The organism is Stappia sp. BW2 (assembly GCF_008107695.1).
Lineage (GTDB): Bacteria > Pseudomonadota > Alphaproteobacteria > Rhizobiales > Stappiaceae > Roseibium.
Window position 1 is genome coordinate 1,141,664 of the sequence record NZ_VIRG01000070.1, and the last position, 13,656, is coordinate 1,155,319.

The window sequence follows — 13,656 nt, forward strand, 5'->3', positions numbered from 1 at the left end:
CTGCCGTTGTTTCGGCGGCTTCATAACCTTCGGTTTAGACAGCCCGGGCGGAACGACAAGGTCTCCGCCCGGCTTGAAAGTTGGATCAGACGTTTTCCGGCTTGCTGATATCCATCAGCAGTTTTTCAGTTTTAGCGTCTTCCAGGCGGTTGTGAAACTTGCTTGCTTCCTCGCGGTCGCGCAGTGTCTTGGTCAATGTCACCGCGGTATGTACGAGCATGATTGCAGCCATGGTGTAAAAGCCTTTGGCTGAGAAACTCGCCTCTAGGTTCCAGATGCCCAAGCCCATCATGATAGCGGCAATGGCGAAGCTGCTGGCGGTAAAAATGGTCCAGTTGTTGGTGTGTTTGACGGTTGATTCCTGCATGGGTTCGTCCTCGCGTTAGATGCTTGTTTCAAGAAGAAGGGGAAGGTCGGATTTCAGGCGGGCGAGCACGTCGTCCACTCTGGTTTTGACAGGCGCGCCGCATCCGGCGTCGCCCAGCTTTTCGATAACCGCATGCGGATTATCTGCTGCCGACAGGGCCTTGAACTCTTGCTCGGCAAGCTGGTCACGTTCCTGCTTTCTGCTGATCTCCTCCAGCTGTCCTTCGGCCACGGCCAAAGCTGACTGGCCGGTGCTGGAGCCGAGAGATTGTGCTTTCTGGATCTGGTCCCGAACCTCGACCGTGCGTTCGCCGCGCTTCAGGGCACGCAGGCGGCTTTGAGCGCGGTGAAGGGTTTCCGTGAGGCCTGAAAGCTCGTTGTCGAAGGAATGGATCGCTTTCTCGAGAGCCGTTTTTTCGTCTTCGAGCAGCGCAATGGCTTCTGCTGCTTCTCTGGCAAGGGGCTCAAGCCCTTTCAGAAGGGCGTTGCGAGCCCGGTTCTCCAGATCTTCAAGGGACGTATTGATTTGCCTCAGCCGCTTGCGGTCCTGCTGTTGTTCTGCCCTGGCGCGGGCCAGCGCAACCTGGGCCGTGCGGACGGATGCGGCGGCTGTGCGGGTGTTGATTGACAGGAGTGCAAGGGACTGGTTGCCCCGGCTTTCCTCTGCGCTGGCTAGAAACAGCGCTTTCAGTTGGTTCATGAATGGCTCAAACATTTTGCCCTCTCAAAAGATGAACGTTGTTCACTATTTGACAAAGCCACATCATTTTGATTAGGTCAAGAAGAAAAATGAACAAAGTTCACTTTTGAGGTGCGATACGGTTAATGGCCGGAGTTCAAAAAGCGAAAAGCGAAGAAACCCATCGTCGCGTTCTGAAGGCAGCGATTGCTGCTGTGGAAGCGGGGGGTATGGAAGCTGTCAATATCAGAAAGATCGCGGCCGACGCCGGATATTCTGTCGGTTCGGTCTACAAGCACTTCGAGGACCAGGATGCACTGCTGCTTGCGGTCAACTCGGTAACGCTCGGGCGCATCAAAAATCTGATGGCCTCGACAGTCGAGACTGTCGACGAGCCCTTGGAGCGTCTGAAAGTACTGGCGCTGGCTTACCTCGCGTTTGCGCGCGACAACCGCAATCTCTGGATAACTCTGTTCAGCCATCAGTTGCCAGAGGGGAAGCCGGTGCCTGAGTGGCACATGCAGGAAAACATCGCGCTGCTCGGCTTCATTGCGGCCCCATTGCGTGAACTCGAGCCCACGATGCTGGAAGAAGACCTCGCTGCGCGAACACGCACAGCCTTTGCGGCTGTGCATGGTCTCGTCACGATCAGCCTGGAAGCGCGCTTCGTTGGTCTGTCTGGTGAAAAGCTTGAAGAGGAAATGAACTTTCTGGTCGAGCGCCTGGCCGGCTAGGGGGGGGGCGGTCGGCTTATACCGTTACTCGCCGGCTGAGAGTGCAGCCCCGAAAACGTCCCTTGGCCAGACAATCGCAGGTTACGTGCCGCAGAAGGTCCGGTAGGGGCCGAATGCAGCAGGTGCGGGCAGCGCATAGGCCTCAAGGTCGGATCTATCTTCATATGGAGATTGAAGAACTTCCAGCAACTTGTTGATCAAAAGATACTCTCCAGTCTCTGCACTTTGAAGAGCATCTTCCACCAGATGGTTTCTGGGAATGTAGATGGGATTGACCCCGTCCATTTCTGCCTTGATCTCAACCGGTGCTTTGCCTTCGTTCTCAAGGCGTTTTCTCCAGCGTTGCAGCCAGACATCAATCTGTTCCGGGTCCGCGAAGAGATCACGCAGCTTTTCGGGGGCACCCATCGCAGCATCTGCGAGATGCCGGAAAAACAGCGTGTAGTCGACTGACTGCTCTTGCAGAGCCGCAAGCATGGTCTCGAAGAGGTCCGGATCGTCTTCCGCTTCTGTCTGAAGGCCTGTTTTCGAGCGCATGCCGGTTAGCCAGTCAGAGCGGTAGAGGTCGGGGAAACGGGCAAGTTCCGTACTTGCAAGCTCGACAGCGTGGTCCGGATCATCTGGCTGGATCAAGGGCAACAGGGTTTCGGCAAGGCGGGCAAGGTTCCATTGCATGATGACGGGCTGCCGGCCAAAAGCATAGCGTCCGCCGTGGTCGATGGAACTGAACACGGCTGCCGGATCATATGCATCTATGAAGGCGCAAGGGCCATAATCGATTGTTTCTCCGGAGATCGTGGTGTTGTCGGTGTTCATCACACCGTGGACGAAGCCAACCAGGACCCATTTGGCCATGAGCGAAGCCTGTCGCTCAACCACGCCGCGGAACAGCTGGAGGTATCTGTCCGATTGTCCTGCGAGATCCGGGGCATGGCGGGCGATGGCATAGTCTGAGAGCTGGCGGAGTTTGTCCGTTTCACCGCGCGCCGCGAAATACTGGAAAGTTCCGACGCGCAAATGACTTGCGGCGACGCGCGTCAGTACCGCGCCTGGTTTCGGGCCGTCCCGGTAGATGGTTTCTCCAGTGGTGACCGCAGCCAATGCCCGGGTTGTCGGGATGCCAAGCGCATGCATGGCCTCGGCGAGGATATATTCGCGCAGAACAGGTCCCACGACGGCCTTGCCGTCGCCGCCACGTGAGAAGGGGGTCGGTCCCGACCCTTTCAACTGAATATCCTTGCGATTTCCGGCTTTGTCGATGATCTCGCCAAGAAGAAGCGCACGGCCGTCTCCAAGTTGCGGCGAGAAGCCACCGAACTGATGACCCGCATAGACCTGGGCGAGAGGTGTGGCGCCGTCTGGCTGTCTGACACCGGCGAAGATCTCGGCGCCTTCCGGCGTTTCCAGAAGCTTTGCATCCAGGTTGAGTTCAGCCGCGAGATCCCGATTGAACAGCACAAGGTTGGGGGCGGGCACCTTCGCGCCTTCCCAGGCCACGTAAAAACCGGGCAGATCCCGTGCATAGGAATTGTCGAACTGGAAGATGTGGGGACGGGCGGTCATGGAACCTGCTGTGGTCTATGGGACTGGTGTGTACCGCTTCATATAGGATCTGCGGACAGTCTGTCCGCCCCTGTCAGTCCGGTTTTCTGATCCAGGAAAGCCGCAATGTCGGAAAAGCGTTGACCGTTACACTGCGTAGGCTGCAAGGAACACCTTGACCGCAGCCTCGACATTGGCTTCGATTTCTTCTTCGCTTGGCTTGGGGCCGGCATTGAGCAGCATTCGCCTCAGGACACCCGCGACGCACAGGTCGAAAAACTGGCCGGCAGCCAGTTCCACATCGCAATCTTTCAGCTCGCCTCGGGTGATCCGCTCCTGAATGTAAGCGCCGAGGTCACGTCGGCCCTGGCAGGGACCGGCTTCATACAGAAGCATACCGAACTGTGGGAACTTCTCGGCGGCGCCGATTACCATACGAAGGGTCGACAATTTGTCCGGCTTGGACATTTTCTGGAGATAGCTGCGGCCAATACGGTTCAGGTCGGTTTCCACATCCGCCTTGCTTACGAGGGCTTCCTGCAGGATTTCCGCCTGGCTGTACCGATCTTGCAGAATCAATGCCTCAAACAGGGCTTCCTTGCTGTTGAAATAGACGTAGAGCGTGCCCTTGGATACACCGGCTTCCTTGGCGATGACCTCCATGCTGGCACCGTCAAAGCCTTTCGCCCGGAAGACTTTGCGCGCGCCGGCAAGAATCTGCCGGTATTTGGCATTGTCGGTTTTCTGCGCCGGATCTTCGGAAAGCGCCGGTAGGTCCTGAGTGTCGATGGTCATCACAATCTCGAATTTCTGCCGTCTTTCAGCAGGTTATAGCAAGACAATTCGTCAAACATACGCTGTTTGGCCAAAGTTGTCGTATCGGTCCCGAAGTCAGCTGACCGGCAGGCGCTTCATCTCGGTCAACACTATCGGCCATTCGTTAGAACTGTTCAATCTTTCGCAATCAAACCATCAGTTGCGGGCTGGTCGCATAGCCAAAATGAACCAGCTGCAAGGTCCGGTCGCCCGGCTCGCGGTCCTGAAACGTTCTGGACGCCAGGTCACGTTTTTCTCCTCTGTCCGGCGTGGTTGCTCAAGCTATTTGAATCATTGTGCGCTGCAAAAATTTCTCGGCAACTCTTGCGCTGACCTGAATATTGAACATATAAACGAAATTGACCGAACCGTTCAGTCAATTTTGGGCGGTCGAGAATTTTGGGCAAAGGATACCATCGTGGCACTCAGAGAAGGCCGTACCGAGAGCGGTGCGATCGGTGGCGGGCCGCAGACGGCGAGCCCGCAGAACCAAGACGGAAAGACTTCCGGCGACGCGGAAAGCAAGCAGGCAACACCGTCTGCTGCGAAAGACGCGAGCAAAACCAAGAGCGGGCAGGTAGCTGTATCGACTCAGGCTCAGGTGGCGAATTCAACAGCGTCTTCGCAACCGCCTCCGACAAAAAAGAAGGGCAAGGCCAAGCGGGTCTTTACCCTGATCTTGCTCGCGGGCCTCGGCTTCGGCGGATATGAAGCCTATCACTGGTGGACCGAGGGCAGGTTTATCGCCAGCACGGACGACGCCTATGTGACCTCCGACATCACGGTGATCCTGTCCAAGGTTTCCGGATATGTTGCTTCGGTTGCCGTTGGCGACAATCAGCGTGTGAAAGCCGGCGATGTTCTTTTGACGATTGATGATGGGGACTACAAGCTGGCTGTCCAGTCGGCCAAGAACGCCATCGACAGCGCCCGCGCAACGGTCAACCGCATCACGACCCAGATCACGGCAGCCAAGGCCTCCGTGCTGCAGGCTGAAGCGTCCGTTGCGGCGGCCAAGGCCAAAAAAGAAGAAGCTGAAGCCAACTTCAACCGCCAGAAAAAGCTGGCGGACAACAAGTTTGCAAGCCAGGCAACACTCGATACCGCAGATGCCGGGCTGAAAGGCGCGCAGGCGGACCTTGAGAATGCTCAAGCGGCGGTAACACTTGCCAAAGCCAACATCGAAGTGCTGAACGGGCAGAAAAAGGAAGCCGAGCAGGCGGTGGTTTCTGCCAAGACCGCGCTTGAAAAGGCCGAACGCGATCTGGCCTTCACGGTTATTCGGGCTCCTGTCGACGGGATTGTCGGCAACAGGGCGGCCCAGGTCGGTTCCCTGCTTCAACCGGGCAGCCGGATTGCGGCGGTCGTGCCGCTGGCCGACACCCATATCGATGCGAATTTCAAGGAAACCCAGCTTGAAGGAATTCAGCCCGGGGCTGAGGTTGAAATTTCCGTCGATGCCTATCCGGACCAACCGATCCGCGGAACGGTTGAAAGCATCGCCCCCGCGACCGGTTCGGTGTTCAGCCTGCTGCCGTCAGAAAATGCGACCGGCAACTTCACCAAGGTGGTCCAGCGCGTTCCGGTGAAGATCAAGGTTCCGGAAGAAGAAATCACAAGTGGCCATCTGCGGGCAGGCATGTCGGTGGTGGTCGAGGTCGACACCAGAACCGGCGGCCAAAAGGCCAACGTTACGGTTTCGGCGCTTCACTAGGTTTGCGGTGCGTGTCGATGATCCGCACCGGTTCAAGTCATCCCCGCGGCCTCCAACCGCACACGCCCGGTATCCGCCTCTGGCGGATACCGCCCCTTTGATGAGCATCCCTTGACCGGCAGCGTGCCGTGAGGACTCAACTTTTTTCGACTGACTGGCCAACAGATTTTCTGCCGCTTTCGGCAAAACGCCAGCCGGTCCAAGGCTACGTCACATGAGCGAGACGGCACAGAGCGAACCCATCGACGGACGCAAGCTGTTCACCTTTCTTTGCATGGTGTTCGGCATGTTCATGGCGATCCTGGATATCCAGATCGTGTCTGCGTCCCTGTCGGAAATTCAGGCAGGTCTTAGCGCTTCGCAGGACGATATTCCCTGGGTGCAGACAAGCTACCTGATTGCGGAGGTCATCATGATCCCGCTGTCGGGATATCTCTCGCGCATGCTGTCGACCCGCTGGATGTTCGCACTGTCGGCCGCCGGGTTCACGGTGATGAGCCTGATGTGCGCCACAGCCTCCACCATTGAGGAAATGATCATCTACCGCGCCCTGCAGGGGTTTCTTGGTGGTGGCATGATCCCGACGGTTTTCGCGACGGCCTATCTGATTTTTCCGCGTGAGAAATTCAACGTCATTTCTCCGGTCATCGGTCTGGTGGCCACGCTGGCGCCGACCATCGGCCCGACGCTTGGTGGCTATCTCACCGAATTCGGGTCCTGGCACTGGCTGTTTCTGATCAACGTCGTGCCGGGCATCTTCGTTACGCTTGCTGCGGTCACCCTGATCGATTTCGACGAGCCGGATCTGTCACTGCTCGACCATTTCGACTGGTACGGCTTCGCGGGTATGGCGATTTTCCTGGGGTCTCTGGAGTTCGTTCTGGAAGAAGGCTCGGGCGACGACTGGTTCCAGAGCGGTGAGATTGTCCTCTTCTCCGTGGTCACCGTTCTGGGCGCCGCCATCTTCTTTTGGCGGGCCTTCACCGCGCGCGAACCTATTGTCGATCTCAGGGCGTTCGCCGACAAGAACTTCGCGATGGGCAGTCTGTTCAGCTTCATCATGGGCGTGGGGCTTTACGGCTTGACGTATCTCTACCCGGTCTATCTCAGCGGCGTTCGCGACTACACGTCTTTGCAGATCGGCGAGACGATGTTCGTAACCGGTCTTGCGATGTTTCTGACAGCGCCGATTGCGGGCAGGCTGATGTCGCTGCTCGATCCGCGTGTGATGATGGCAATCGGGTTTTCCGGCTTTGCCATCGGCACCTACATGGTAACGGGCATCACCCATGACTGGGATTTCTGGGAGCTCTTTATTCCCCAGATCCTGCGCGGCTGCTCGCTCATGCTGTGCATGGTGCCAATCAACAACATCGCACTCGGATTGCTGCCACCGCAGATGATCAAGAACGCTTCCGGCCTGTTCAACCTGACCCGGAACCTGGGTGGAGCGGTGGGGCTTGCGGTCATCAACACGATGCTGACCAGCCGTCAGGATTTCCATTACGAGCGGATTGCCGAAACGGTCAACTGGTCACGCCCCGTCGTCAACGAGACCTTGACCAACATGACACATGCCTTTTCGGAGCTAGGCCAGAACGCCGAGGCCGCCGCCCTGAAAACCGTGTCGGGCATCGTCACCCGGGAAGCATTTATCATGTCGTTCTCGGATGTTTTCATGATCCTGACAGTGATGTTTCTTGCCCTGGTCGCCGCGCTCTATTTCGTCGAAAAACCCAAACCCGCGGCTGCCGGCGGCGGTGGTGGGCACTAACAAAGAACGGCTGGAAGTATTGGCGGACAGGGCTCGTCTCTTCAGCCAATTTATCGCCTCAGCTGCATAGTTCTGGAGTTGCGAGGGCTGTTTGAGGCTTTGGTTTTGTGCCACTTACCCTTCACTGCATATTCTGAGATAGAGTCTGGTGGGCTAGGGTGTGCAGCCGGAGTTGGATCACTCAAAAAATACAAAGAAAACCCGCCCGATCGTGCGCGATTGGCGGGTTTTTTCGCCCGGGCGCAGGAAGCAGCGGTGTGGCTGGTGGGAACTTGAAGATCGAACGAGATATCAGGTCCGAGGTTTAACTCAGCACCCTTAGTGCGTGTCGCTCGGCAGATGTCCGAAGCGTTCCTTGTAGTAGTAAGAGAACCGGCCTAGGTGGGAAAAGCCACAGGAGTAGGCGGCTTCGCTGACGCTGGGAGGGTCGCGTCGGGCGGCGAGCATGTAATGCGCCGTGTCCAGCCGGGCGTTGCGCAGGACCTGCATCGGGCTTTGACCGCAGATGCGCTTGAAACCTTTTTGCAGCGTTCGCACATTCATGCGCGCCGCATGGGCGATGTCGGCCAGGGTGATCGGTTCGCCCAGGTTCGCGTGAATGTACTCCAGTGATATCCGGATTTCGCGAGGGGTGGCGCGGCGGTCCGAACGCTCGATGATGTGCGAGATGTTACTGGGCTGAAGGGTGAGCAGCGCGTGGGCCAGATCTTCCTCCGCCTTCAGGTCCCGGGCCGCCAGTTCACCCAGGAACAGGTCTCCGTTTTCGATCGCCTGGGCGCAGGCCATGACGAGGCGTCTCAACTGGCGTCCCGGTCCGTTGGTCAGATCGACCTGCATCTGGAAGCGGATGGGGCCGGGCAGGGGGGCGCCGGTGATCGACCGGGCAACGGCTTCCAACTGGCTCCTGTCGACCTGGAGCAGTAGCTTGCTGCAGTCGCGTCTCCAGTGCAGCAACGCGCCTCGGTCGGGGTTCACAATGGCACCAACCTGCGTGGTGGCGGTCATTTCCTCGCCCCGATGTCTGATGGTTGCGCAGCCCGAAAGCGGTACCTGAAACAGATAGAAAGAGCCCAATTGTCCCGGGTCCACCGTCACGTCGGCGCCATAGCGCAGGTAATTGACGGAAACGGACCGACCGGTCACTGCATTGTGGCGGACGAAAAGACCGGACTGGCGGCCGACGACCTCCAGCTTGTGGTCGCAAAGCTTGCGGGAAACGATGTGCCGCGCTTCATCCATGTCGCGCGTGCGGACAACAGGGTGCTGCGCGAAATATTCCTTCGTCGGCAAAGCCTCTGGTGTGACCATTCGTTCCCCAACGCTAAAGGTACGGGTTTTCCCTGATCAAATTAGCGCACGAGTTCCGATTTGCTTCAAGCTTAAAATTTATGCCGGCAGAGGCGTTCGTTTTTCGGATAACTGATTGCGGGAAAGCGTTGCAGGGTAATGCGAGTTTCGTAACCGATCCGCAGCAACAGGAGCCCGGACAATGGAAAAAGGCGTGTTGAAGGCCGACAACGGCGTGAACGGTCTGGCGTGGAACGTCGTGGGACACACCTATGTGCCCAAGCTTTTGTCGGAGGATGCCTTTGTCTGGCATGCGACCATTCCCGCAGGCACCTTCGTTCCGCCGCATATCCACCCAACGCAGGACGAGTGGATCTACATGCTGGACGGCGAACTGGAGATCGAGTTTCCCGACGCGCACGACAAGGCCGGGACCGGCGACACGATCCGGATGCCGCGCGGCATCGCCCATGGCATCTTCAATCGCTCCGGCAAGACGGCGACCTGTGTCTTTGGCGTATCGCCTGCGTGCAAGCTCTTCGAGCTTTTCACCGAGCTGGACGGGGTGACCGATCCCGCAGAGCTGGTGCGCTTGTCCGCGTTGCGCGACGTGAACTTCCTGCCACCGCCCGATGCGGCTTGAGCCGGGGAAAGCCCTTCGAACCTTGCGCAGGGCCTTCATAAGGTTCCTGCGCCCCTCAAAAGGTCCTGCGACTGAAGGCCTCCAACAGTACCGGGTATCCAACAGGACAGCCCCAATGAGTCCAAAAATGAATTTAGCACCTCTGCGCGACTGGGACGATGCCTTCGCGAACATGAAACATGTCGAGAACTCCGCCGAGCTTCCCGGTTTCTGGGCCACGCGGGCGGCGGCTTACCGGGCGGATCTGCAGGCGGGCGGTCACCGGCTCGACCAGGATGTCTCCTACGGCAGCCACCCGAGGGAAAAATTCGACATCGTCTGGCCGGACGGCACGCCCAAGGGATTGGCCGTCTTTATCCATGGCGGCTTCTGGATGCGGCTGGAAAAGGGGCACTGGACGGATTTTGCCGAAGGCGCCCGGGCGCAGGGCTGGGCGGTGTGTCTGCCCACCTATACCCTGGCGCCGGAGGCGCGGATCCACGAGATCAGCGGCCAGATCGGCCGCGCTATCTCAACGGCCGCCAAACTCATTGACGGCCCAATCCGCCTTTCCGGACACTCCGCAGGCGGACATCTTGCGACACGAATGCTCTGCACGGATAGCCCGCTACCGGCTGATGTTCGCGGCCGCATCGTTCATGCCCTGTCGATCAGCGGCCTTCACGACCTGCGCCCGTTGCTTCACACCGAGATGAACCGGACACTCAACCTGGATCTGGATGAGGCCCGCGCCGAAAGCGCGGTTCTGGCGCAGCCAGCAGCAGCCACGCCACTGACTTGCTGGGTCGGGGGCGGCGAGCGACCCGAATTCATCCGCCAGACGCGTCTCATGACCGACATGTGGTCGGGATTGGATGTGCCGGTGCGCTGCGAAGTCGAAGGCGACCACAACCACTTCACGATCATCGAAGGCCTGAAGGATCCTGAATCGCCGATCACGGCTGCCTTTGTCGGCCCTTTTCGCCAAGAGGCCGGCAACGAAAAGCCCGGACGGGTGCAGGCAACTCAATCATCAGGCATCACGAGGATAAAGGAGACAAAAATGACCGCAATGGCTCCCGGGATCGTCAATTCCCGCGACAGTCTCGACCAGATCCGCTGGAACGTTCTGGGTCAGATCTATGTGCCGAAGCAGATGACCGATGAGTGCTTCACCTGGCACGCCACTCTGCCGCCCGGCACCTTCGTGCCGCCGCATATACACCCGGATCAGGACGAATTTCTCTACATCCTCGAAGGTCGCTTCGATTTCCTGCTTGACGGACAGCCGACTGTCGGCGAGCCGGGAGATTTGGTGAAGCTGCCGCGCGGCATTCCCCACGGGATCTTCAACAAGTCCGACAGCAGTATCAAGACCTTGTTCTGGGTCACCCCGACCAGGCAACTCTACGATCTGTTCTGGGCGCTTCACAACATGGGGCCCGAGGCCGATCCGGCCGAGATCGTCGCCGTCTCGGCGGCCCATGCCATCGACTTCCTGCCACCGGAAGACGAGGCAGCGCAATGACTGTCCTGATCGCAGGCGCCGGCATCGGCGGGCTGACCACGGCCTTGATGCTGCACAAACGCGGCGTCAAGGCGCAGGTCGTGGAGCAGGCGTCAGAGGTGCGCGAGGTCGGGGTCGGCATCAACACTTTGCCCCATTCCATCGCCGAACTTGCCGAACTGGGCCTTCTGGAGCGGCTGGGCGAGGTCGGACTGCGCACCCGCGAGCTGCGCTACCTGACGCGCATCGGTCAGGAGGTCTGGCGCGAGCCGCGCGGGCTTCATGCCGGCCATGAATATCCGCAGTTTTCCATCCACCGCGGCCGGCTGCAGAAGGTACTCTACGATGCCGCGGTCGAGCGTATGGGGCCGGAGGCGGTTCTGACCGGCAAGCGGCTGTCCGGCTTCGTCCAGGACGAGGCGGGCGTCACGGCGCATTTCACCGACACGGCCGACGGGCTCAGCTCGACAACGATACGCGCCGAGGTGCTGATCTGCGCCGATGGAATTCACAGTGTTGGCCGGCGCCGGTTCTATCCGAACGAGGGCGGGCCGAGCTGGACCGGTGTCGTCATGTGGCGCGGTGCTGCGGAATGGCCCGTCTGGGAAGACGGCGAGACCATGGCGATTGCCGGTGGACTGGGCGCGAAGCTGGTGCTCTATCCGATCGCGCCCGCCAAGGACGGCCTGCAGTTGATGAACTGGGTGGTGAACGTGCGCGTCGCCGATGCTTCGGTTTCGCCGCCGCCACCGGAAAGCTGGTCGAAACAGGCGCCGCTGTCCAAGGTGCTGCCCTATGCCAAACGGTTCCACGTGCCGGGCATCGACATTGAGGCGCTGGTGCGCGGTAGCAGCGCGATCTTCGAATACCCGATGGCTGACCGCGATCCGCTACCGCGCTGGACCCACGGGCGGGTCACGCTGCTGGGAGACGCGGCGCACCCGATGTACCCCGTGGGTTCCAATGGCGCGGCGCAGGCTATCCTGGATGCGCGTTGCCTTGCCGATGAACTGGCGGCTGCGGAACATCCGCGCGAAGCGCTCTACCGCTACGAGCAGGATCGGCTGCCCAAGACCGCCGAGGTGGTGCGCACCAACCGGATCGGGGGACCCGAGCGCGTGATCGATGAGGTCGAGAAGCTGAGCCCGCGCCATTTCGAGAACGTGGACGATGTTCTTGCTTACGAAGACCGCAAGGCGATTGTCAAAGGCTACGCGAAGATGGCCGGCTTCGCCACGAAAGAGGATGCCTGACCGAAACTGTCGGGTGTCATCCCGGGACATCGGAAAAACAAACAAGGAAACCGGTCCCGAAAAATTGTTGAACTGAAATTCAACCCGTCCCGGAGGGGGGCAGAAAAGGAAGAATGATCATGAAAGCTCGGACGAAAATCACTTTTGCGAGCCTGGCGGCGATGCTGGCAATGAACACGGCGCTGTCGTCGACAGCGCTCGCCGAGGAGGTGAAGATCGGGATGGTTGTTACCCTGTCCGGCCCGCCGGCAGCGCTCGGCCAGCAGATCGTCGATGGGTTCAACCTCGCGCTGGAGCAGAACGGCGGCAAGCTGGGCGGCCAGTCCGTCAACCTGATCGTCGAGGACGATGAACTCAAGCCCGATGTGGCGCTGCTCAAGGCGAAGTCTCTGATTGAGCGGGACAAGGTCGACATCGTGGTCGGAACCGTGTTCTCAAACCTGCTGCAGGCGATCTTCAAGCCGGTCACCCAGTCCAAGACCTTCCTGATCAGCCCCAATGCGGGGCCGTCGACCTTCGCCGGAAAGAACTGCAATCCGTATTTCTTCGTCACTTCCTACCAGAACAACCAGAATGCCGAGGTGAGCGGCATGATCGCCAACGAGGAGGGCTTCGAGAAGGTCGTCCTGATGGTGCCCAACTACCAGGCCGGGCGCGACAATGTCGCCGGCTACAAGCAGACCTTCAAGGGCGAGATTGCGGACGAGATCTACACGCCGCTCGGCCATCAGGACTTCTCGTCCGAACTTGCCAAGATCTCCACCGAAGGTGCGGACGCGCTGTTCACCTTCATGCCCGGCGGTATGGGCGTACGCCTCGTCAAGCAGTTCAAGGCCACCGGCCTTGGCGACAGCATGACATTCACGTCCGTTTTCACGACCGACGAAACCACCCTGCCGGGCCAGAAGGACGCTGCCGTCGGTTTCCTGTCGGCAGGCAACTGGGCGCCGGACATGAAGAACGAAACCAACCAGGCCTTCGTCTCGGCCTTCGAGGAAACGTACGGTTATGTTCCCGGCGGTTACGCCGCCCAGTCCTATGACACGGCCATGCTGATCGCCAGCGCGCTGGAAAAGACCGGCGGCAAGGTCAGCGACAAGGACGCGATGCGCAAGGCACTGGAAGCCGCCGACTTCACCTCCGTACGCGGCTCCTTCTCCTTCAGCAATAACCACTATCCCGTTCAGGATTTCCATCTGCTTGAGGTCGCCAAGCGGGACGACGGCCAGTACTGGACGACGGTCAAACGGACGATCGTCAAGGACTACGCCGACAGCCTCCACGACGAATGCAAGATGTAGCAAGCCGACCGCGCCTTCCCGTCGAGGGGAGGCGCATTTCTTCAATCAAAAGGCAGACGCG

At 59.3% G+C, this 13,656-nt stretch carries 12 protein-coding genes and 1 pseudogene; 8 read left to right on the forward strand and 5 right to left on the reverse strand.

What is annotated here, in order from left to right; translation table 11 throughout:
• Positions 1-85: 85 nt before the first annotated feature.
• Both FMN63_RS24295 and FMN63_RS24300 read right to left on the reverse strand, forming a co-directional pair.
• Complete coding sequence (locus tag FMN63_RS24295) at positions 86-367, reverse strand: YiaA/YiaB family inner membrane protein (RefSeq protein WP_148586683.1); 282 nt, start codon at positions 365-367, stop codon at positions 86-88.
• Between the two features lie 15 nt (positions 368-382).
• The gene (locus FMN63_RS24300; protein WP_162530105.1) at positions 383-1,066 is read right to left on the reverse strand and encodes a PspA/IM30 family protein; all 684 of its coding nucleotides are present in this window, start codon (positions 1,064-1,066) and stop codon (positions 383-385) included.
• A 125-nt stretch (positions 1,067-1,191) separates the two neighbouring features.
• On the opposite strand from FMN63_RS24300, the gene FMN63_RS24305 reads away from it, so the two are divergent.
• Entirely contained in the window at positions 1,192-1,779 is a 588-nt protein-coding gene (locus FMN63_RS24305) for a TetR/AcrR family transcriptional regulator (RefSeq protein WP_148586685.1), read from the forward strand.
• A gap of 81 nt (positions 1,780-1,860) precedes the next feature.
• On the opposite strand, the gene FMN63_RS24310 is transcribed toward FMN63_RS24305, so the two are convergent.
• The gene (locus FMN63_RS24310; protein ID WP_148586686.1) at positions 1,861-3,342 is read right to left on the reverse strand and encodes a protein adenylyltransferase SelO; all 1,482 of its coding nucleotides are present in this window, start codon (positions 3,340-3,342) and stop codon (positions 1,861-1,863) included.
• Between the two features lie 126 nt (positions 3,343-3,468).
• Positions 3,469-4,116 (reverse strand): TetR/AcrR family transcriptional regulator, encoded by a 648-nt coding sequence (locus FMN63_RS24315; RefSeq protein ID WP_148586687.1) that lies wholly within the window; start codon positions 4,114-4,116, stop codon positions 3,469-3,471.
• 439 nt (positions 4,117-4,555) lie between these two features.
• Between FMN63_RS24315 and FMN63_RS24320 the strand changes: the two genes are divergently transcribed.
• Together FMN63_RS24320 and FMN63_RS24325 are read left to right on the forward strand one after the other, a co-directional pair.
• Complete coding sequence (locus FMN63_RS24320) at positions 4,556-5,851, forward strand: HlyD family secretion protein (protein WP_209001296.1); 1,296 nt, start codon at positions 4,556-4,558, stop codon at positions 5,849-5,851.
• A gap of 214 nt (positions 5,852-6,065) precedes the next feature.
• Positions 6,066-7,625, forward strand: a complete 1,560-nt coding sequence (locus tag FMN63_RS24325) for a DHA2 family efflux MFS transporter permease subunit (protein WP_148586688.1) — start codon at positions 6,066-6,068, stop codon at positions 7,623-7,625.
• Between the two features lie 318 nt (positions 7,626-7,943).
• Here FMN63_RS24325 and FMN63_RS24330 read toward each other — a convergent pair whose 3' ends face one another.
• Positions 7,944-8,933 carry an AraC family transcriptional regulator gene (locus FMN63_RS24330; protein ID WP_148586689.1) on the reverse strand — a complete coding sequence of 330 codons (990 nt, stop codon included), beginning with the start codon at positions 8,931-8,933 and terminating at the stop codon, positions 7,944-7,946.
• Positions 8,934-9,114: 181 nt separating this feature from the next.
• On the opposite strand from FMN63_RS24330, the gene FMN63_RS24335 reads away from it, so the two are divergent.
• From FMN63_RS24335 to FMN63_RS24355, 5 genes and pseudogenes are all read left to right on the forward strand, one after another.
• Positions 9,115-9,555, forward strand: a complete 441-nt coding sequence (locus FMN63_RS24335; protein ID WP_148586690.1) for a cupin domain-containing protein — start codon at positions 9,115-9,117, stop codon at positions 9,553-9,555.
• Positions 9,556-9,682: 127 nt separating this feature from the next.
• Positions 9,683-10,492 (forward strand): annotated as a pseudogene (locus FMN63_RS30085) (hormone-sensitive lipase); the annotation flags it as partial.
• A gap of 105 nt (positions 10,493-10,597) precedes the next feature.
• The gene (locus FMN63_RS24345) at positions 10,598-11,062 is read left to right on the forward strand and encodes a cupin domain-containing protein (protein ID WP_209001391.1); all 465 of its coding nucleotides are present in this window, start codon (positions 10,598-10,600) and stop codon (positions 11,060-11,062) included.
• The gene (locus tag FMN63_RS24350) at positions 11,059-12,294 is read left to right on the forward strand and encodes a flavin-dependent oxidoreductase (RefSeq protein WP_148586691.1); all 1,236 of its coding nucleotides are present in this window, start codon (positions 11,059-11,061) and stop codon (positions 12,292-12,294) included. The genes FMN63_RS24345 and FMN63_RS24350 overlap by 4 nt, the downstream gene beginning before the upstream one ends.
• Before the next feature lie 119 nt (positions 12,295-12,413).
• Entirely contained in the window at positions 12,414-13,595 is a 1,182-nt protein-coding gene (locus FMN63_RS24355) for an ABC transporter substrate-binding protein (RefSeq protein ID WP_148586692.1), read from the forward strand.
• The last annotated feature ends 61 nt before the right edge of the window (positions 13,596-13,656 follow it).

What these genes read in the sequence shown, in the direction of transcription:
- FMN63_RS24295 (WP_148586683.1), bottom strand. Translation starts at nt 367, where the DNA reads ATGCAGGAATCAACCGTCAAACACACCAACAACTGGACCATTTTTACC.
- FMN63_RS24300 (WP_162530105.1), bottom strand. Translation starts at nt 1,066, where the DNA reads ATGAACCAACTGAAAGCGCTGTTTCTAGCCAGCGCAGAGGAAAGCCGG.
- FMN63_RS24305 (WP_148586685.1), top strand. Translation starts at nt 1,192, where the DNA reads ATGGCCGGAGTTCAAAAAGCGAAAAGCGAAGAAACCCATCGTCGCGTT.
- FMN63_RS24310 (WP_148586686.1), bottom strand. Translation starts at nt 3,342, where the DNA reads ATGACCGCCCGTCCCCACATCTTCCAGTTCGACAATTCCTATGCACGG.
- FMN63_RS24315 (WP_148586687.1), bottom strand. Translation starts at nt 4,116, where the DNA reads ATGACCATCGACACTCAGGACCTACCGGCGCTTTCCGAAGATCCGGCG.
- FMN63_RS24325 (WP_148586688.1), top strand. Translation starts at nt 6,066, where the DNA reads ATGAGCGAGACGGCACAGAGCGAACCCATCGACGGACGCAAGCTGTTC.
- FMN63_RS24330 (WP_148586689.1), bottom strand. Translation starts at nt 8,933, where the DNA reads ATGGTCACACCAGAGGCTTTGCCGACGAAGGAATATTTCGCGCAGCAC.
- FMN63_RS24335 (WP_148586690.1), top strand. Translation starts at nt 9,115, where the DNA reads ATGGAAAAAGGCGTGTTGAAGGCCGACAACGGCGTGAACGGTCTGGCG.
- FMN63_RS24345 (WP_209001391.1), top strand. Translation starts at nt 10,598, where the DNA reads ATGACCGCAATGGCTCCCGGGATCGTCAATTCCCGCGACAGTCTCGAC.
- FMN63_RS24350 (WP_148586691.1), top strand. Translation starts at nt 11,059, where the DNA reads ATGACTGTCCTGATCGCAGGCGCCGGCATCGGCGGGCTGACCACGGCC.
- FMN63_RS24355 (WP_148586692.1), top strand. Translation starts at nt 12,414, where the DNA reads ATGAAAGCTCGGACGAAAATCACTTTTGCGAGCCTGGCGGCGATGCTG.